The sequence below is a fragment of the Saccharopolyspora phatthalungensis genome, assembly GCF_014203395.1.
Lineage (GTDB): Bacteria > Actinomycetota > Actinomycetes > Mycobacteriales > Pseudonocardiaceae > Saccharopolyspora > Saccharopolyspora phatthalungensis.
Genome location: NZ_JACHIW010000001.1, coordinates 3,720,249 through 3,736,742 on the forward strand (window position 1 = coordinate 3,720,249; position 16,494 = coordinate 3,736,742).

At 68.5% G+C, this 16,494-nt stretch carries 19 protein-coding genes and 2 pseudogenes; 11 read left to right on the forward strand and 10 right to left on the reverse strand.

The genetic code is table 11. The features are described from left to right. Window positions 1-96: 96 nt before the first annotated feature. The gene (locus BJ970_RS40000) at window positions 97-357 is read right to left on the reverse strand and encodes a CBS domain-containing protein (protein WP_184727201.1); all 261 of its coding nucleotides are present in this window, start codon (window positions 355-357) and stop codon (window positions 97-99) included. Here BJ970_RS40000 and BJ970_RS38890 point away from each other — a divergent pair. The 6 genes from BJ970_RS38890 to BJ970_RS17295 all read left to right on the forward strand — a co-directional run bounded on the left by BJ970_RS38890 (window position 356) and on the right by BJ970_RS17295 (window position 6,010). Continuing rightward, a complete protein-coding gene (locus BJ970_RS38890) occupies window positions 356-733 on the forward strand; it encodes a hypothetical protein (protein WP_184727202.1) in 378 nt (125 codons plus the stop codon). The two genes, BJ970_RS40000 and BJ970_RS38890, sit on opposite strands and share 2 nt — an antisense overlap. Continuing rightward, window positions 730-1,317 carry a hypothetical protein gene (locus BJ970_RS17275; RefSeq protein WP_184727203.1) on the forward strand — a complete coding sequence of 196 codons (588 nt, stop codon included), beginning with the start codon at window positions 730-732 and terminating at the stop codon, window positions 1,315-1,317. The genes BJ970_RS38890 and BJ970_RS17275 overlap by 4 nt, the downstream gene beginning before the upstream one ends. A 130-nt stretch (window positions 1,318-1,447) precedes the next feature. Further along, on the forward strand, window positions 1,448-1,933 hold the full coding sequence (locus tag BJ970_RS17280; protein WP_184727204.1) for a universal stress protein: 486 nt from the start codon (window positions 1,448-1,450) through the stop codon (window positions 1,931-1,933). Between the two features lie 310 nt (window positions 1,934-2,243). Next, on the forward strand, window positions 2,244-2,891 hold the full coding sequence (locus BJ970_RS17285) for a hypothetical protein (protein ID WP_246470883.1): 648 nt from the start codon (window positions 2,244-2,246) through the stop codon (window positions 2,889-2,891). Between the two features lie 5 nt (window positions 2,892-2,896). Next, on the forward strand, window positions 2,897-5,632 hold the full coding sequence (locus BJ970_RS17290) for a cation-translocating P-type ATPase (RefSeq protein ID WP_184727205.1): 2,736 nt from the start codon (window positions 2,897-2,899) through the stop codon (window positions 5,630-5,632). A gap of 201 nt (window positions 5,633-5,833) precedes the next feature. Continuing rightward, window positions 5,834-6,010: a universal stress protein gene (locus tag BJ970_RS17295; protein ID WP_312864293.1), complete on the forward strand. Its 177-nt coding sequence runs from the start codon at window positions 5,834-5,836 to the stop codon at window positions 6,008-6,010. A gap of 123 nt (window positions 6,011-6,133) precedes the next feature. On the opposite strand, the gene BJ970_RS17300 is transcribed toward BJ970_RS17295, so the two are convergent. Beyond that, window positions 6,134-6,583, reverse strand: a complete 450-nt coding sequence (locus BJ970_RS17300) for a hypothetical protein (RefSeq protein WP_184727207.1) — start codon at window positions 6,581-6,583, stop codon at window positions 6,134-6,136. A 106-nt stretch (window positions 6,584-6,689) separates the two neighbouring features. Further along, window positions 6,690-7,181 carry a hemerythrin domain-containing protein gene (locus BJ970_RS17305; protein ID WP_184727208.1) on the reverse strand — a complete coding sequence of 164 codons (492 nt, stop codon included), beginning with the start codon at window positions 7,179-7,181 and terminating at the stop codon, window positions 6,690-6,692. A 337-nt stretch (window positions 7,182-7,518) separates the two neighbouring features. Between BJ970_RS17305 and BJ970_RS37030 the strand changes: the two genes are divergently transcribed. The 3 genes from BJ970_RS37030 to BJ970_RS37040 are packed head-to-tail and all read left to right on the forward strand — an operon-like array spanning window position 7,519 to window position 8,676. Further along, window positions 7,519-7,752 (forward strand): NADH-quinone oxidoreductase subunit NuoE family protein, encoded by a 234-nt coding sequence (locus BJ970_RS37030; protein ID WP_221467200.1) that lies wholly within the window; start codon window positions 7,519-7,521, stop codon window positions 7,750-7,752. 14 nt (window positions 7,753-7,766) lie between these two features. Beyond that, on the forward strand, window positions 7,767-8,120 hold the full coding sequence (locus tag BJ970_RS37035) for a hypothetical protein (RefSeq protein ID WP_221467201.1): 354 nt from the start codon (window positions 7,767-7,769) through the stop codon (window positions 8,118-8,120). Continuing rightward, a complete protein-coding gene (locus tag BJ970_RS37040; protein ID WP_221467202.1) occupies window positions 8,056-8,676 on the forward strand; it encodes a hypothetical protein in 621 nt (206 codons plus the stop codon). Before BJ970_RS37035 ends, BJ970_RS37040 begins: the two co-directional genes overlap by 65 nt. Before the next feature lie 193 nt (window positions 8,677-8,869). On the opposite strand, the gene BJ970_RS17315 is transcribed toward BJ970_RS37040, so the two are convergent. Next, window positions 8,870-10,201 (reverse strand): transposase, encoded by a 1,332-nt coding sequence (locus BJ970_RS17315; protein WP_184723093.1) that lies wholly within the window; start codon window positions 10,199-10,201, stop codon window positions 8,870-8,872. Between the two features lie 120 nt (window positions 10,202-10,321). Here BJ970_RS17315 and BJ970_RS17320 point away from each other — a divergent pair, with 120 nt between their 5' ends. After that, window positions 10,322-10,840 carry a universal stress protein gene (locus BJ970_RS17320; RefSeq protein ID WP_184727209.1) on the forward strand — a complete coding sequence of 173 codons (519 nt, stop codon included), beginning with the start codon at window positions 10,322-10,324 and terminating at the stop codon, window positions 10,838-10,840. 41 nt (window positions 10,841-10,881) lie between these two features. Beyond that, on the forward strand, window positions 10,882-11,739 hold the full coding sequence (locus BJ970_RS39495; protein ID WP_312864294.1) for a universal stress protein: 858 nt from the start codon (window positions 10,882-10,884) through the stop codon (window positions 11,737-11,739). Between the two features lie 49 nt (window positions 11,740-11,788). Here BJ970_RS39495 and BJ970_RS40005 read toward each other — a convergent pair. From BJ970_RS40005 to BJ970_RS17355, 6 genes and pseudogenes are all read right to left on the reverse strand, one after another. Continuing rightward, window positions 11,789-11,923: pseudogene (locus tag BJ970_RS40005) on the reverse strand (universal stress protein); the annotation flags it as partial. 259 nt (window positions 11,924-12,182) lie between these two features. Beyond that, a complete protein-coding gene (locus tag BJ970_RS39500) occupies window positions 12,183-12,431 on the reverse strand; it encodes a hypothetical protein (protein ID WP_184727211.1) in 249 nt (82 codons plus the stop codon). A gap of 7 nt (window positions 12,432-12,438) precedes the next feature. After that, window positions 12,439-13,260 carry an IS21-like element helper ATPase IstB gene (istB, locus tag BJ970_RS17340; protein WP_184727212.1) on the reverse strand — a complete coding sequence of 274 codons (822 nt, stop codon included), beginning with the start codon at window positions 13,258-13,260 and terminating at the stop codon, window positions 12,439-12,441. Further along, window positions 13,257-14,957, reverse strand: coding sequence for an IS21 family transposase (gene istA, locus BJ970_RS17345; protein WP_184727213.1), 1,701 nt, complete (start codon window positions 14,955-14,957; stop codon window positions 13,257-13,259). The genes istB and istA overlap by 4 nt, the downstream gene beginning before the upstream one ends. A gap of 180 nt (window positions 14,958-15,137) precedes the next feature. Further along, a complete protein-coding gene (locus tag BJ970_RS17350) occupies window positions 15,138-15,857 on the reverse strand; it encodes a universal stress protein (protein WP_184727214.1) in 720 nt (239 codons plus the stop codon). A gap of 9 nt (window positions 15,858-15,866) precedes the next feature. Further along, window positions 15,867-16,481 (reverse strand): annotated as a pseudogene (locus BJ970_RS17355) (universal stress protein); the annotation flags it as partial. Window positions 16,482-16,494 lie beyond the last annotated feature (13 nt).

Here is a 16,494-nt window from a genome sequence, read left to right on the forward strand (position 1 = left end):
GCCGCGAGGCTGTGGCTGGTCAGAACGCGGGTGATGTCGGAAGGGGAGATGATGCCGCGGAGCTCTGGACCAGGATTCGGCCTCGGCTGGCTCGGGTCATGCGGGGCAGCACGGGCGCGAGGGGCTCCCCGGGCTCGGCTGTCGCGATCTCGTCCACGGGCAGGCCACCTGCCGCAGGGTGGTCTCGCGGCGCACCTCCGATGGCACGGCGCGGAGGCGGTGGAGCGTCGCCTGCCCACGCAGCTGTTCGTGATCATTCAGGACCGGAAGGGCGGAGTGCCGCCTATGCACGAGGACGTCGTGGAGGAACTGTTCTACCGACTGGTCGGCGTTCGCTGTCTCGACGGGGCTGGACATGACGTCCTGCACTTCGACTCCGGCCAGGGCGGCAGCGAGTCGAGCCTGGCGCTCCTCGGCGGACCGCGAACCGCAGGTTCAGCAGGGCCGCGCATTCGGGCGGCTGTACCTGACCGAAAAGCGTGGTGGTGGGGTCTTCAGCGAGGACGACGAGGCGGTGGCGCTGGCGCTGGCCGCCGCAGCCGACATTGCGGTTGACAACGCGCGCCTGTTCGACGAGGTGCGCAGGCGGGAACATTGGCTGGATGCCACGGGTGAGATCACTACGGAATCACTGGGCGGGAACGGATCCGCTCGATGCTCTGCAGTTGATCGCGGAGCGAGCGCTGGAGCTGACCGGGGCCGAGTACACCCTGCTCGTGGTTCCTGGGGATGAGGGGGGAGCCAGCGGAAATCGGCGAGCTGACCATCGCCGTGTGCGCGGGGGCCGGCATCGATGACTTGGTGGGTGGGAAGATTCCGGCCACCGGGTCCACCTCCGGCCAAGTGTTCCGCGAACGATTTCCGCGTAACGTTCTCGGCTGGAGTTCGACCCGACCGGCGGCATCAACGTCGAGTTCGGGCCCGCTCTCGCGGTTCCGATGCGCGCTGGCGAGGCGATCTCCGGGGGTCCTGCTGGCGGTGCGCGACGCGGGCAGTGCGGCGTTCGACGAGCAGGAGTTGCAGGTGGTGTCGTCCTTCGCCGACCGGCCGTACTGGCGCTGCAACGGGCCGAAGCGCAGGCAGCCCGCCGAGAACTGGACGTGCTGGCCTACCGGGACAGGACCGCCCGGGAACCTCCCCTACCGGATGTCTCACCGGACACGCGAAGGTCGGCCCCGGATCCGTCCAGCGAGGTTCAGCATGAGCAGGGCGGACGAACTCGCCAGCACTTCAGTTGTCGCGGTGCGGCTCGACGAGCTGGAGCAATGGCCGCCCTCCAGGAGATGTATCGCCGTGGTGTCCACCACCTCGCCATGATCGCCCGCGATGGCGTCTTGGGATTGGCGAGTGCGTCGGACCTGCTCTTTGGGATCGCGACCGAGCGTCCTGGTGGGCCGACATGCCGCGTCGTGGCGTGCTGACATTAAGCGGGAACAGGAGAGGAGCGATGCAACGTCCGGTGCTGGTGCGTGTCGACGATTCACCGGAGGCGTCGACCGCCGCGTTGTGGGCGATGGATGAGGCGGTGTTGCGGCGTGCGCCAGTGCGTCTGTTGACCATCAGCGATACGGCTGGCCGTGACGAGGCGTGGGGCGTGGCGCGCAGCACTGGTGAGTGGTGTCGTCGCGGGCATCGGGAGGCCGACATCGTCGACGAGGTCGTGTCTAGGTTCCCGTCGGAGGAACTTGTTCGGCGTTCGGCCGATGCCCAGCTGCTGGTCGTGGGCTCGCGTGGCAGGGGCGCGGTAGCGGAGGTGCTGCTGGGGTCGGTGAGCATGGCCGCCGCGATGGGCGCGCATTGCCCAGTGGTGATTCGCCAGCGGCGCACCTGCTTTGCCCCAGGGCTGGTTTGCTTTCTAGGAGGCGGCGGTTCGTTGGGCCTCCCTGCACGTGTGCACGTGCGGCGTCCGACGACTGGTCAGTACTCCTGGTGAACCAGCGCCGCCGACGCTTTGGTCCAGTGGGGACGATGTCCGGCGTGACCTCGTCGAGTGTCTGGCCGAGTGGGAGGAGAAGTTCCTGCGTGTGCCGGTGCGTGTGGACGTGCGGTGCGGGAATCCCGCCGTTGAGCTGACCCGCGCGGCTTCGGTGGCGCAGCTGCTGGTGGTCGGTCATCGTGGAGGGAGTCGGGCTGGGGGGCAACTGCGCACAGGGCCCTGCACCGCACCGAGTGCCCGGTGGCTGTGGTTCGCGGTGCCGGCTGGCAAGAGCCCAAACTCGATTCCAGGGCTAGGAGCAAGGCCGATGAGCGAGGAAATCAAGGACACTTGGACACGGCCACCTGATGTCACCTCCCCGGCGTGGGAGGTCACCGACCGGTCTGTGACCGTCGACGATTTCGCCCTCGAACCGGACTTCGACGCAATGGAGCATATGGTCGCCGATGTTCCGCCGGAGAAGATGTACACCACCCTAAGGCACCTCGATCTGCTCACCGTTCATTCGCGGGTGGCTGATCTGGCGATGTGGGTGCGTGACCTGCCGGAACGGCTCAAGCGGCGAGTGCCGCCACGGGTGCCGACCCGGTTGACCTTCGATGACCTGGTGGCCAGTGGGGAGTGGGTGCTGCTCGGCGAGCAGCCGGGACGGGAAGTCGTCTATGGCGCGGCGGGACGGTTCTGGACACCGATCGTGCGTATGGAATCGGTGTCGGCCGAGGACTTCGCCCAGTACCACAGGTCGCGGCGGGGCAAAATCGTGGCCTCGCTGTCCGTGCGCCCCTACGGGCGTCACAGCAGCCTGATGACCTACGACATCCGCACGACGCTCGACGACCTGATTAGCCGCTGGGTGTTCGGCATGTACTGGCGCACGGTGTCGCCCTTCGTGCGAAGCATCATGCGAGCGACGCTTCGTACCGCGGCCAAGCAGGCGAGCAGCGCACAGAAATAGTCGCGGTGGCGCACCCACATCACGTCCGAACTGCTGGTCGAGACACTGAACTGCCGGCAGTGGACCCACGTGAGGCGGCCGCGCGGCTGCTCAGAGACTTGCGCACCGGCGGTGAAGGACTCACCGCGCGAGAAGCACGGCGCCGGCTTGAAGTGCACGGTCCCAACGAACTGCCGCACCACAAAGCACGGCAGTGGCCGGCGGCACTGCTGCGGCAGTTCACCCATCCGCTCGCGTTGCTGCTGTGGATTGCTGCCGTGCTGGCCTGGATCGCGGGCACCCGGGAGCTCGCGCTGGCGATCGTGGCGGTCATCGTGCTCAATGCGGCGCTCGCGTTCTGGCAGGAAGAGCAGGCCGAGCAAGCCGTCGAGGCGCTCGGCGAGTACCTACCGCAGCACAGCCAGGTACGGCGCGACGGCCGTGCCCAGTCGGTGCTGGCCGCTGAAGTTGTCCCCGGCGACGTGTTGCTGGTGAGTGAGGGTGACCGGGTGCCCGCCGATGCCAGGTTGCTCAGCGGGGCGGTGGAAATCGACGCCTCCGCCCTGACCGGCGAATCCAGCCCGGTGGAACGGGCGGCGGACTTCCCGGACACAGCTCAGCGGCCGCTGGATTCGTCGCCGCTGTTGATCTTCAGTGGCACGGTGTGCACCGGCGGGTCTGCGGAGGCGGTCGTGCATGCGACCGGGAGGCACACGGAGCTCGGTCGCATCGCCGCGTTGTCGGCACGGGTACGCCTGGCCGAAAGCCCACTGGAACGCCAGGTGCGTCGCGTCGCGTGGTTGATCGCGGCCGTCGCCACCGGGGTCGCCGTCGCGTTCCTCCCACTCGGCGTGCTCGCCGGTTTGACCTGGACACAAGCGTTCTTGTTCGCCATCGGACTGCTCGTGGCCAACGTCCCCGAGGGGTTGCTGCCGACGATCACGCTCGCTCTGGCGGCCGGGGTGCGGGGCATGGCAAGGCGCGGAGCGCTGGTCAAACGCTTGTCGGCGGTGGAGACGTTAGGTTCGACGGAGGTCATCTGCACGGACAAGACCGGTACTTTGACGCGCAACGCCATGAGGGTCGTGGAAGCGCGGGACGGATCCGGTGTCCAGGCTACGCCCCGCGCGGAGTTCGCTGCGGCGCTGGCCCGGTGCACAACAGCAGACGAGCGCACCGAGTCCGGCGATCCGATGGAACTGGCCTTGCTGAATTTCGCGCATTCCGTGGGCGTGCGGCTTGACGCTGAGACGCGGGATGCGCAACGAGCACGGTTGTTCCGGTTCGACCCACACCTGAAGCGGATGACCACTGTGGACCCTGCCGACGGTGGATTCGTCGCGCATGTCAAAGGCGCGCCGGAGGAAGTTCTGGCGCGGTGCACCAGTGCGTTGCCCGCCAGGGGAGCGGCACAGATTTTGACGAACGGCTTGCGGGCCGCATTGGTCGATGTCGTGAACGACATGGCTGATCGCGGTCTGCGCGTGCTCGCGGTGGCCAACCGGTCCTGCACGGTGGTGCCAGCGGACCGTGGCGCGGCTGAATCCGGTCTGTGCCTGCTCGGGCTGGTGGGGCTGATCGACCCGCCGCGGCCGGAAGTGGCTGCCGCGGTCGAGGCGTGCCACTCGGCTGGGATTCGGGTGCACGTGGTGACCGGCGACAACGGTCGCACTGCGGCGGCGATCGCTCGGCAGGTTGGTATCGGTGCCGATCACGTGGTCGAGGGAACTGCGCTGGACGCGATGCCCGAGGCCGACCTGGACAAGGTACTGACCAGTGGTCAGGAGATCGTGTTCTGCCGGGCCGCGCCGGAAAGCAAACTGCGCATCGCCGACGCCCTGCACCACTGCAGGCAAGTGGTCGCCATGACCGGCGACGGCGTCAACGACGCGCCTGCCCTGCGCCGGGCTGATCTCGGTGTGGCGATGGGGGCCAGCGGGACGGACGTGGCCCGTGAGGCGGCGACGATTGTGCTCACCGACGACAACTTCGCCACCATCGTCAGCGGAATCGAAGAAGGTCGCCGGGTTTACGACAACGTGCGTAAGTTCATCCTCTACATCTTCGCCCACGCCGTACCCGAAGTGCTGCCGTTCCTGCTCTTCGCGCTGTCCGGCGGCGCGATTCCGCTACCCCTGACCGTGCTGCAGATCCTCGCGATCGATCTGGGCACCGAGACATTGCCTGCGCTGGCGTTGGGCCGAGAACGAGCGGAGCCCGGGCTGATGGACCAACCGCCTCGGCAACGGGCCGAGAGCGTGGTCACGCGGCGTCTGCTCCTGCGAGCGTGGGGGATCATGGGTGTGGCATCGGGGATTCTCGTGCTCATCGGGTTCTTCGCGGTGCTCCTCGCCGAGGGGTGGTGGCCAGGTTCGGACGTCGCGGCGAACCCGGACCTCCAGCACGCATACCAGCAAGCAACGACGGTCACCTTCCTTGGGATCGTCTTCTGCCAGCTCGGCACCGCGTTCGCTTCCCGCACGCAATACGCCGCACTCCGCGATATCGGGCTGACGACCAACAAGCTGCTGCTCGGCGGATGCGTGTTCGAACTGCTCTTCGCCGCCGCGATCGTCTACCTCCCCCCGCTGCAAACGGTGTTCGGAACGGCGCCCCCGCCGGCATGGGCCTTCGCGCTCATGCTTCCCTTCCCCGTGTTCGTGTGGGCCGTCGACGAGTTCTACCGCGGCCGAGGGCGTGCTCATGCTGCTGCTCGGACTCAGGGACCGGAGATGTCCACACTACCATCGCGTTACCGCTGAGCACACCGTCCATGGCGAAGTATGCCGAGCTCAGCGGCGGACGCGTCATTGCGCTGATCGCGTGCGGAATTCCGACTCTCCTCGATGTGGCGCTCACGATGCCAGGGGACGATGTTGCCGCCAACGCGAAACGGGAATTGCGGGAAGGCCGTCGATGAAACCCGCGCCCTGCTAGCGACGCGGGTCCCGGTGGAACAAAGAGTGGTGCGAGACCACGCCGCCCGGGCGCTACTGGACGCAGCGCACGAACAGGAAGTGGATCTGCGGGTTGTGCGGCATTTCGGGCACGGTGGGTTCGTCGAAGCGCTGCTGGGATCGGTGAGCCAGTACTGCGTGCACCACGCTCCGTGCCCAGTCGTCGTCCGCCACGCCGTCTGACGCAAAAGAAGGCGTGGCCCGTTCGGGACACGCTACGTTAGTTCATTTTCCCTTGTGTGCCACGGTATTTCCCTGCGTCCTGCGAGTTCGTGTCAAGGCATGCGGATGGTGAGGATGCCGGCTTCATATTCGGCCTTGATGCGAGGAACGGCCGTCCGCGACCCCGCAGCGGATCTCGCCGTTGACCTGGCGCAGGTGCTCGACTTCCTGATCGGATTTGACGGTCCAACCCTTCGTGGTCACGCCAAGCGCGTCGACGAGTGGTCCCAGCGCGGCCATTTTCTCGGCTACGGCACCGCAATCTCGTTCCACGACGATGAGCTTGGGCATCGTGACACGGGGTGTCGGCGGTGCTTCGCCGCGTGCCCAGTCCTGGACGGTGCCACCTTGGGTGGTCATTTCGTCCGGGGTGTCGTTGCAGCAGCGGTGCGGCGACGAGATCTCGCGTGTGCCGAGATGCTTCTTGGCCAGTTCGGCGAACCCGCGGGCCAGCGCGTGGAAGGCGTCGAAGTCGCTGCGGGTTTGCCACGGAGGCGCGGTCGCCGGAGCGAAGGCGCGCACGAACCGATGCATGTCCGTCGAGGACAGGTCGCGGACGGAGAGAGCGACTATGCCACCGTGCCGCTCAGCCGGAAGATGGTGCAGTCGTGACAAGCGCGGTGCGGGCCTGCCCAGGGGCTCACTGGTGGTGGCTGGCTTGCGCCAACTCGGCGAGAAGCTGTTCCGCTTCAGGCGCGGGAAGCCGCTTTTCGAGTAGCGGCAGGTAGACCTCTTCTTCTTTTGCGAAGTGGACCTTGACCAGTGTGTACAGGCCGTAGAGGACGCGTCGTAGGGCGGCCTGTCGTTCGTCGTTGAGCCCGTCCCGGTCCACCGCCTCGCGTAGTGTGCTCAGTTCTCGGGCCAGCCGGCCGACCTCGACGTGGTCCCTGGACATCGTTGCGGTCGCCTCGGCGGCCCCCATCACCCGGGCGATCACCGGGTACAGCGTCCGGTCTTCGGCTTCGGCGTGTGGGATGAGGTGATCGGTCAAGAAGAGCTGGAGGTCAGTGAGGGCGGTGCCGAGCGTCTCCGGCGTCGTTTGGCCCACGGTATCGGCGACTGTGCGCATTGTCTCGATGTGTGGCAGCAGGTGCGCGTGTTCGTCGTGCAGCTGCTGGGTCAGCGTGGTCACGATCTCCTCCTCGGGTCGGTGTCGCAGGTCGAAGACGGTGGTGCCTGTCTCACGGCCCGGTGGCCGGCTGGCCCGGCCCAGCTCCAGGCGGGCAGGGGGGAGGCGACGGGCCGGATCGCCGCATTGTCGTGGCTATCGGAGGTTCGCCGGGGCGGCCGACCTGCGCCGGAGATGATCCCAGAGCATCTCCGAAAGATCTCGCAGTCGTGCCCCTTGTCCCCAGGCTACGGAGCCTCGACGGCTCTCGCTCCATAAGGAGCGGTCCCGGATGCGGGCCTAGGAGAGGGTGGTGAGGATGGGGTTAGGGCGCCACGGTCGGGTCGGGGAAAGCTGCCGGATGAGCTGGCCGAAGCGGGCGGGTACGGCGGACCCGCCGCAGGCGTGGTCGCCCGGGGTGCGCCTTGGTCTGCTCCATGCCTCGGGCCTGGGGCCCGCCAGCTACTTTGCGGATCTGGCCGCGCCGCACGGCCGCCGCCACGTGCGGGTGTGTACCGGGACCGCGTGTTTCGCGGCTCGCGGTGGGCGGCATCTGGGCGAGGTGGAGCGTGAGCTGGGTGTCTCCGCTGGGTGAGGGCGGATGGTGCGGTGTCGCTGCAGGCGGTGCGCGGCCTGGTACTGCTACACGGGCCCGACGGTGCCGAGCCGTGCACCGGTGCCGGGCTGGCCGATCAGCTTGCTGGACGCGCCGTACCGCGGGCCCCGGGCATTCCGGCGGTTGATGCCACCGGGGAGCCGGTGCTGCTCGGTGGGGTGCTGGTGGGTGAGCCTGGCTGGCAGGTGTGGCCGCAGGCCGTGGCGGCGCGCTCGCCCGACGAGATTCGGGCCGAGGTAGAGGTGTCCGGGTTGCGGGGGCGTAGCGGGGCGGGGATTCCTGGTGGCAGCGAAGTGGGCGGCAACCGGTGGCCGCCTGAGGGCGGTGGTGGTCGCCAACGGGGATGAGGGGGATCCGGGGTCGTTTGCCGACCGGCTGCTGATGGAGGAGGACCCGGACCGGGTGCTGGAGGGGCTGGCGCTGGCCTGTTTCGCCTGCGGCGCCCGCGAGGCGGTGGTGCTGGTTCGCTCGGAGTACCCCAAGGCCCTGAGCCGGATGCGGGAGGCAGTCGAGCGCGCTTACGCCGACGGACACCCGGGGGCGCGGGTACACGGCAGCGAGATGACGCTGGATGTGCGGGTGGTGGCGGGAGCCGGTTCCTACGTGGCGGGCGAGGAGACAGCGCTGATCGACGGGTTGGAGGGAGGCCGGGGCTGCTCCCGTCCCCCGTATCCGACCGACCAGGGATTGCGGGATGCGCCGACCGTGGTCAACAACGTCGAGACGCTGGCCGCCGTGCCCTGGATCGTGGCGCACGGCGGTGCCGCCTATGCCCGGCGCGGCGTACCGGCGCAGACGGGAACTGAGCAGCCTATGAGGGCGAAGTCAATTGGTGATGTTTCCGGTTTTGGGTGTGCGGCAGTGTCCCCGCGGGTGTGCGGGGTTGATCATGGTGGGTGGTGATGTGGTGGGTGGCGTGACTGGCCGGGGTGGCGGGTGCCTGCGCCCACTCTCCGTGCTCGACCTAGCGAACAACCGGGTTTGTCCCAACAGCCCTCATCCGAGCTTGGGTGGAGGGTGGGCGGGGCGCCCCTGCTCAGTTCCGGGTTCTGCCCAAGGAGGAGTCGGGTTCGCCCCGCCCATGGCCAGTGTCGCGCTATGCGGCCTGCGGCGCCACCTCCTTCGTAGTGCCGGCGGCAACCGCCGGATCCCAGGCCACCCGGCGGGTGACGACCACGAACAGCTGTCGCAGCAGTGCCGCTGCGAGGGCCGTGCGGGCTTGTCCCGGGCGCAGCGGGTTGGTTTCACGGGTGGTCAGGTGCGTATAGCGGGCGGTGTAGACCGGGTTGTGGGTCAGTGCGCCCCAGATGGCCCGCCAAGCGGCGGTGCGCAGTCCGGGGCGGCCGCGGCGGGAGACCGTGGTGATGCCGTGAAAGTTCCCGGATTCGTTGGCACGTGGGCACAACCCCGCATGCTTGACCCAGGTTCGGGCACAGTCGAAGCGCGCTGGGTCGCCGGTCTCGGCGAGGATGGCGGCGGCCCCGACGACCGACAACCCCGTGATGGTGGTGACCAACGTGGACAGTTCCAGGGTGTCGAGGACCTCGATCATGCGGGCCTCAACGTCGGCGAGCTGCCCCAGGGCATGGTGCCAGTCGTCGAGTGCGTAGGCCGCTCGTTCGCAGGCCGCGGCTTGCTCGGTAGCAACCCCGCCAGGTGTGCGAGCGGCGTCGAAGATCGCGCGCAGAATGCGCAGATTGCGGCGGCTGCCACCCCAGCGGGGAAGTTCGTCACGCACTGCCGCGGCAAAGGCATCAAAGCCCATCGCCATGATCCGGGCCGGGTCGGTGGACACCGCCATGGCCACCCGCCAGGTCAGCGTGTCCAAAGGCTTGCTCGCGGTGGACAGCACCGCAGGCCAGGCACACTCCAGCAGATCACGCAAACGCTGCCGGGCCGACCCCGCGGCAACAAGCTGATCGGCACGGCGAGCCCCCAGATGCCGCAGGCGACACCAGTGCCCCTCCAGCACATAGGGCACGTAGCAGCGCAGTTCCGTGACGCGTTTGGCGATGATCGTGGCGTCTTTGAAGTCCGACCGGTCGCGGGTGAAGTCCTCTTCCTCCCGGCCACGGTGCACCAGCATCGGGTTCACGCACACCAGCTCAACTCCGCGAGCGCGGGCCCGGTCCAGCAGCGGCTTCCAGCGATGCCCGGTCGGCTCGCACCCCAGCACCACACCGGCGAACCCCGCCTTGGCGGCGACCGGCCCGGCCCAGTCCAGGATGTCATCGATCACCCACGCATCCCCGCTGAACATGCGTCGGCCCAGCACCCGCGAATCGTGATCGGCGACCACCGCCGCCTGTTTGGCCGAGGCCAGATCGACTGCGACCACCGCGAACTCGCGGCGCACGATCGATCGCAACCGGGTCAGCCGCTCGTTCCGACGACGATCACCGCGCGTAAGCGCCCTGACATGAGGCACAGCATCCTCCTCGATAGCAACTGGTCCAGAACCCGAACACTCACAAGAAGGAGACCTGCGCAATGAACTCCGGATCAACCACTACCCGTACTTACTAGGCCGGAGTGCGAGGGGGGAACCGTGGCCGGCTATGAGGTTCTCGTGGTGGGAGTGGACGGATCGGACGCGAGCGCGCGAGCGCTGCGCTGGGCCCTCGCTGAAGGAAGGCAGCGGTGCGTTCCGGTGCACGCGGTCATGGCTTGGTCGCACGTTGTTCTCGCCGGAGCGGGCCCGATGTTGATGCGTCCTGGCCTGGCTCCGCACCACCTGCGGGAACAGCTTTGGGAAGACCTGAAGAACGTGGTGCGCGGCTGCATGGGCGGAACCACGACGCCGGAGGTCCGCATCGAACTCGTCGAGGGTGATTCTGCCGAGGTGATGGCCGAGCGGTCGGCTCACGCCACGATGCTGGTGTTGGGTGATCGTGGTCGCGGGAGGGGCGCCGACGCGATTTTGGGCAGCACGGCACTGCGGTGCATCCACAAGGCACGATGCCCGGTGCTGGTCTCCCCGAGGAAATCCCGGAGCGGGCCGAGCAACATGCGCAGGCCGACGCGGCTTCCCTCGATCCCGCGCTTGATTAGGGCGAGTCAGCGGTGAGGGGAGATCGGGATGAATGAGACCAGTCACAAGCAGTGGTGGTGGGGCTCGATCTGACGGAGCCGTCCCGACGAGCTGTGTGGTGGGCTGCACGCGAGGCATCCAGCCGACGTCATCCGCTGATGCTCGTGCACGTGCTCACGTGGCCGTTCGAAGAGCTCGCCCCGATCAAGGTGCCAGGCGAAGGTGACGTCCTGGAGCCGCTGCAGAAGATCCTGCGGCAGGAACTCGCGGAACTGGTCGACGGCTGTTGGGAAATCGACGCGGAGCTGCAAGTGCACAGCAGCATGCCGTTCGGGGATCCGGCGGAGGTGTTGGAGGACTTGGCGGGGGAGGCCGAGGTGCTGGTGCTCGGCGGGCCGCGCATCGAGGAGGAGGCCGGGGTGCTGGGCTCGACGTCGGCGGAACTGCTGACGCGGCGTACCGGCGCTCCCATCGTCGTGGTCCGCGGCGACCGCGAGCAGCCCGATTCGGCGCCGGTCGTCGTCGGCGTCGACGGATCGCCGGCCAGTCGGCTCGCCATCGGGTTCGCCTACGACTTCGCCTCCCGTCACGGCGGCGAACTGGCTGCGGTGCACGCTTGGAGCGACCTGCCGCTGGACCCCTTCACCCGGGTGCAGCAGTGGGAGCTGCCTTGGGGCGAGGTGCGCGAAGAAGCCGAGGAAGTGCTCGCCTCCTCCCTGTCGGGCTGGGGCGAGCGGTATCCCGATGTCACCGTTCGGCGGGTGGTGACGCCGGAAAAGCCCGCCGAGGCGCTGTTCAGGGAAGCCGAGGGCGCGAGCCTGCTGGTCGTGGGCAGCCATGGGCGGGGACGCATCCGCCGCAGCCTGCTCGGCTCGGTGAGCCACGCGGTCGTCAACCGAGCCTCTAGCCCGGTCGCGGTCCTACGCGCCGGGTAACGGCGCCTACTGGCATTCCCCGTCCTGCTCCAGGGCAGGGGAATGCCGCTCACGACGCTCCTCCCGCGGCACGGACGACAGCCACCGGGCACTGAGCGTGGTGCAAGACGCCCGCGGCCACCGAGCCCAGGAAAAGCCCGTCGAACCCGCCGCCGCCCCGGTGCCCGACGACGAGCAAGCACGCATTGTTTTTGCCGGTGTTTTCTGGACCCGTTGGTCCGGGTTGTTCAGGCTCCGGTGCCGGGTGTGTCCGGCGGGCTGGGCCGCCGGGGGCTGACGGTGTCCGGCGAGTTTTGGCCCCGCCCCTGGATGGGTGAAACTTCGCGGGTGCCGAGTGGTGTGCGCTCCGGTGAACGGGGTGGAGAGCTAGCGTTCTGCTCGCCGGGTGTTCATGGCTCCGCCTCCGACAAGGCTGGATCCGTGAGCAGTCGGCCCTTTTTCGTTTAGGGCCTTGGCTGAGCGGCGGCGGTGAGGGCCAGCTGGTCGAGGAACGCGGGCAGCCCGGCGATGGCGTGATCTCCGCGGGCGATGAGGAACACGCGCAGCTCGTGGTGCACCGCGGGGCTGGCGGTGCCGAGGAAGTCCGCGCAGACGCCGAGGAGCTCGAGCAGGTGCGACCGGCTCGGCCCCTCGGCCGGGTCAGCGACGGACAGGTCGTCGGGTGGTTCGTCGCCGATCCAGAGTTGCGGCATCAGCGGGTCAGCCGCGCGGGCGTTGCTGGGTGGCGCGCAGCCGGTAGGACTCGGCGCCGGTCTCGATGATGTTGCCGTTGAAGGTGAGCCGATCGACGATCGCGGAGCAGAGCCGTTTGTCGGTGAAGGTCTGGTCCCATTCGGAGAACGGGGCGTTGGAGGCGATGGCGATCGCGCTGCGTTCCTCTCGGTCGGTGAAGACCTGGAACAGCAGCTTCGCGCCGGCCTTGTCCAGGTCGAGGTAGCCGAATTCGTCCAAGCAGAGCAGGTCGACCTTGCTGTAGCGGTTGAGCACGCGGGTCAGCTGCCGGTCGTCGGCGGCCTCGGCGAGCTCGTTGACCAGGTTCGCTGTCGTGGTGTAGCGGACTTTCAGCCCGGATTCGGCGATCGCGGTGCCGATGCCGATCAGCAGATGCGACTTGCCGGTGCCGGACTGGCCGATCAGGCAGAGCGGCTGCCCGGCGTTGACCCAGCCTGGGGTGGTGAGGGTGTTGATGACCTCGGGAACGACGTTCGGGTTGGCGGCGAAGTCGAAGTCGTCGAGCCGCTTCGAGCGGGGGAAGTTCGCCTCGCGGACGCGGCGGATCTTGCGGCGTTCGTCGCGGTGCTCGCATTCGGCGTCGAGCAGGGTGAGCAGGAACGCCTTGTAGGACGCCTGTTCCCGCAATGCCGCGGCGGCGAGTTCCTCGAACCGGGAGCCGATGGTGGGCAACCGCAGCGTGCGGCAGGCCTGGTCGATCAGGGCGTCCATGCTGTCGACGCCGGGCGCGACGGCCGGAACGGTCGCCGCGGTGGCAGAGGTGGTGGGCGCGGGCAGGGTGGCGGTCATGCGGAGGTGCCTTTCGTGCGGCGAAGCAGCTGGTCGTAGATCGCCACCGAGGGCAGCGGGGTCGAGGTCGCGGGCAGTTCCCGGCGCGAACGCAGGGAGATCACCGGTGCAGCGGTGCTCACCGGCGTGGGTGGGGCGTGCTCGCGGGGATCAGGGGTGTCGTCGATGATCTTCGGGATCACCGTGGTGTCGATGCCGAGGTCGGACAGGTCGGCATCGTCGAGCAGCGGCTGGTCGCGGGCGGTGCTGGCGGCGGCCTTGCGGGCTTCGATCGCGACCAGCTCCGGGCTGGTCGACCCGGCGTCCAGCGCGGTGGTGATGCCGGTGATCACCGCCTCGGCGGGCAGGCGGCGGTGCAGCAGCAGGACCTCGATCAGCGCACGGGTCCCGTCGCCGTTGCCGTGCGCGGCGCGAGCGGCCGACCAGAACGCCTCGTGCGCCGAGGTGAAGGTGCCCTCGGCGCGGGCGGTGGCCAGCGCGGTGGACCCCGCCAGCGCGCCGGGCTTGCCGAGCAGGATCTCCAGGTAGTGATCCAGCTCGTCATGCGACTCGCCGCGGCGGGTGAGCCGGACGTGCCGGGCGATGATCGTGGTGCGGTCGAACACCAGCACCTCGTTGGCGCGCAACGAGACTCGCACTTTCCGGCCGATGAACCGCGCCGGCACCGAGTACTGCGACTGCCGCACGGTGATCCGCGAATCCCGGCCGACCTTCGGGGTCAGCGTGCTGCCGGTGTCGAACTCCTCGAACGGGACCGGCGCGAGCAGCTCGGCCTCGTGGGCGAAGTTGAACCCGATGCTGACCCGTTGTCCGTGCAGGATCCGCTCGTCCTCGGCCAGGTCGATCGCGGCGATCTTCTCATTCAGCTCGGTCAGGCTGGCGACCTCCGGGACCGGGACCAGATGCGTGCGGCGGAACCGGCCGCCTTCCTGCTCGACGCCGCCTTTTTCGTGCGCGCCGTCTTTGCCCGGGATGCAGTAGAAGGCATCGAAACCGAAGTGTGAACGGAATTTGACCCAGTTCTGGGACTCGACGCGAGAGCGGCCGAAGCAGACCCGCTGGACCGCGGGTCGCAGGTTGTCGTAGCGGATGTGGCGGGTCGGGATCCCGCCCAGCGCCCGGAACGCCTCGACGTGGCCTTCCATGAACGCCTCCTGCCCTTCGGACAGGAACACGCGGTGCACCGCGCGACCGCTGAAACTGAGCCGCAGCGTGAACAGGTGACACTTCAGCACCGTGCCCGCGACGCGGACCCACACGTCGGCGAAGTCGACCTCGGCTTCCTCGCCGGGCTGATGCTGCTGGGGCACCATGCCCTGCAGGTGCCGCTGTTCCTCGCGCAGCTCGGCCACCAGCTCCGGCCGCCGCCGGGCGACGTACTCGTAGACCACGGTCCGGCCCGCTGCGGTGAACCCATGCTCTGTGATCAGCCGCTGGTAGATCCGCGCGGTCGTGTGCTTCTGCTTGCGCGGCGCCGACAGATCCGCGCGCAGCATCTCGTCGATCAACCCATAAGCCGGCTCCAGCACCGAGCGGCGCGGCGGCGGCTTCTTCCGTTCCTTGGGCACCGCAGACTCCAGCGCTTCCCGCACCGTCCGGCGGTGCACCCCATACCGCTCGGCCAACGCCCGGACCGACAGGTCCGGCTCCAACCGCCGATCACGGCGTATGCGTGCGAACAACTCAACGCGCGACAACGACAACTCCGGCCTCCGACACGACCGCTTGGATTCAAGGCGCACATCGTTGCCCGTACCAACGGGGGAAGACCGGTCCTTCACACCATCGTGGGCGTGTCCACATCGGACACGGTGGGGCCAAAACCCACCGGACGAACTCAGCCGGGGCCAGAACTCACCGGACAACCGGGGCCGGAACTACCCGGCATAAACACACGCATCGCGGGCCGCGTCGGTCAAAGCAGCAACAGGGTGTCCCCGCTGGACCACCTCGCGGACCCCGACCTTCGGGAATTCCTCGCGCAGGGCAGCGGTTTGCTTGCCCAGCGACTGCGCGATTTCCCGTTCCACCTGTTCGCGGTCGGCGGGCGTCAACGGCACGGCGAGCAGGCCTTCTTCGTGCCACGCCTGCATCGCGACCAGGTCGGCGCCCAGCCGTGCCGCGGCGGCGAACGCGAACCGCAGTGCTTCCTGGCTGCACGGTGAATCGTCCACACCCGCGACCACCGGGCCCACGGTGGTGGGGATGCCCTTGCGCACGATGACGACCGGGCAGGACGCATGGGTGGCCACGCCGACGCTCACCCCGCCCAGCAGAGCGTCGGTGAACCCGCCATGCCCACGCGCACCGAGGACCACCAACTGTGCTTTCGCGCTCTGGCGCAACAACACCTCGACCGGATGGCCGGTCGCGACTTCGGCGGTCACGGCAAGATTCGGCCGGTTGGCGCGGCATTTCGCCGCGGCCTTCTGCACCGCCTTCTCGGCGTAATCGGCGCGGGCCGGATCGTCGTTGATGATCACGACGTGCAACGGTGCGTGGCGGCGATCCGCTTCCGCGGCGGCCCAAGAGGCGGCCGCGATCGAGCTGTCCGATCCGTCAATGCCCACCACGACGGGCTGATCCGGTGTTGACATGGCACTCCCTCAACCTTTCGCGTCGCGGACGACAGCGATCGGGCACGGGGCGTGGTGCAGCACGCCGGCGGCCACCGATCCCAGCAGCAGCCCGGTGAACCCGCCGCGTCCACGGTGCCCGACGACCAGCAGCCGAGCATCTTCGGCTGCGGCGGCGAGCTCGGCGACCGGGTGTCCCCGCTGGGCGACCTTGCGGACAGGCACATTCGGGTAGGACTCGGCCCAGCCGGCGAGTTGCTCTGCCACCCCGCGCAATGCTTCGTCGCGCAGATCGGCCAGCTCGTACTCCAGGCGGGGCACGACCGGCGCGTACTCGATGTCCTGCCACACCTGCATGGCCACCAGCTCGGACTCATACCGGGACGCGGCGTCGAACGCGTATTGCAGCGCGGCGCCACTGTGCGGGGAGTTGTCCAGCCCGACGACGACCGGGCCGCTGTCGCGGAGCTCTCGGACCACAACGATCGGGCACCGTGCGTGGGTAGCCACCTTGGCGCTGACCGAGCCCAGCAAGGTCGCGGCCAGTGTGCTTCGTCCGCGTGAACCGACCGCTACCAGCTCGGCACCGTCGGAGAACTGCAGCAGAACGTCCGCGGGGTCGCCGGGCACGACGTCCGAGCTAACTAAGAGATGTTTC

What these genes read in the sequence shown, in the direction of transcription:
- BJ970_RS17300 (WP_184727207.1), bottom strand. Translation starts at nt 6,583, where the DNA reads ATGCATCGGTTCGTGCGCGCCTTCGCTCCGGCGACCGCGCCTCCGTGG.
- BJ970_RS37030 (WP_221467200.1), top strand. Translation starts at nt 7,519, where the DNA reads ATGAGCTGGCCGAAGCGGGCGGGTACGGCGGACCCGCCGCAGGCGTGG.
- istB (WP_184727212.1), bottom strand. Translation starts at nt 13,260, where the DNA reads ATGACCGCCACCCTGCCCGCGCCCACCACCTCTGCCACCGCGGCGACC.
- BJ970_RS17280 (WP_184727204.1), top strand. Translation starts at nt 1,448, where the DNA reads ATGCAACGTCCGGTGCTGGTGCGTGTCGACGATTCACCGGAGGCGTCG.
- BJ970_RS17285 (WP_246470883.1), top strand. Translation starts at nt 2,244, where the DNA reads ATGAGCGAGGAAATCAAGGACACTTGGACACGGCCACCTGATGTCACC.
- BJ970_RS38890 (WP_184727202.1), top strand. Translation starts at nt 356, where the DNA reads ATGACGTCCTGCACTTCGACTCCGGCCAGGGCGGCAGCGAGTCGAGCC.
- BJ970_RS17275 (WP_184727203.1), top strand. Translation starts at nt 730, where the DNA reads ATGAGGGGGGAGCCAGCGGAAATCGGCGAGCTGACCATCGCCGTGTGC.
- BJ970_RS40000 (WP_184727201.1), bottom strand. Translation starts at nt 357, where the DNA reads ATGTCCAGCCCCGTCGAGACAGCGAACGCCGACCAGTCGGTAGAACAG.
- BJ970_RS17350 (WP_184727214.1), bottom strand. Translation starts at nt 15,857, where the DNA reads ATGTCAACACCGGATCAGCCCGTCGTGGTGGGCATTGACGGATCGGAC.
- BJ970_RS39500 (WP_184727211.1), bottom strand. Translation starts at nt 12,431, where the DNA reads ATGCCGCAACTCTGGATCGGCGACGAACCACCCGACGACCTGTCCGTC.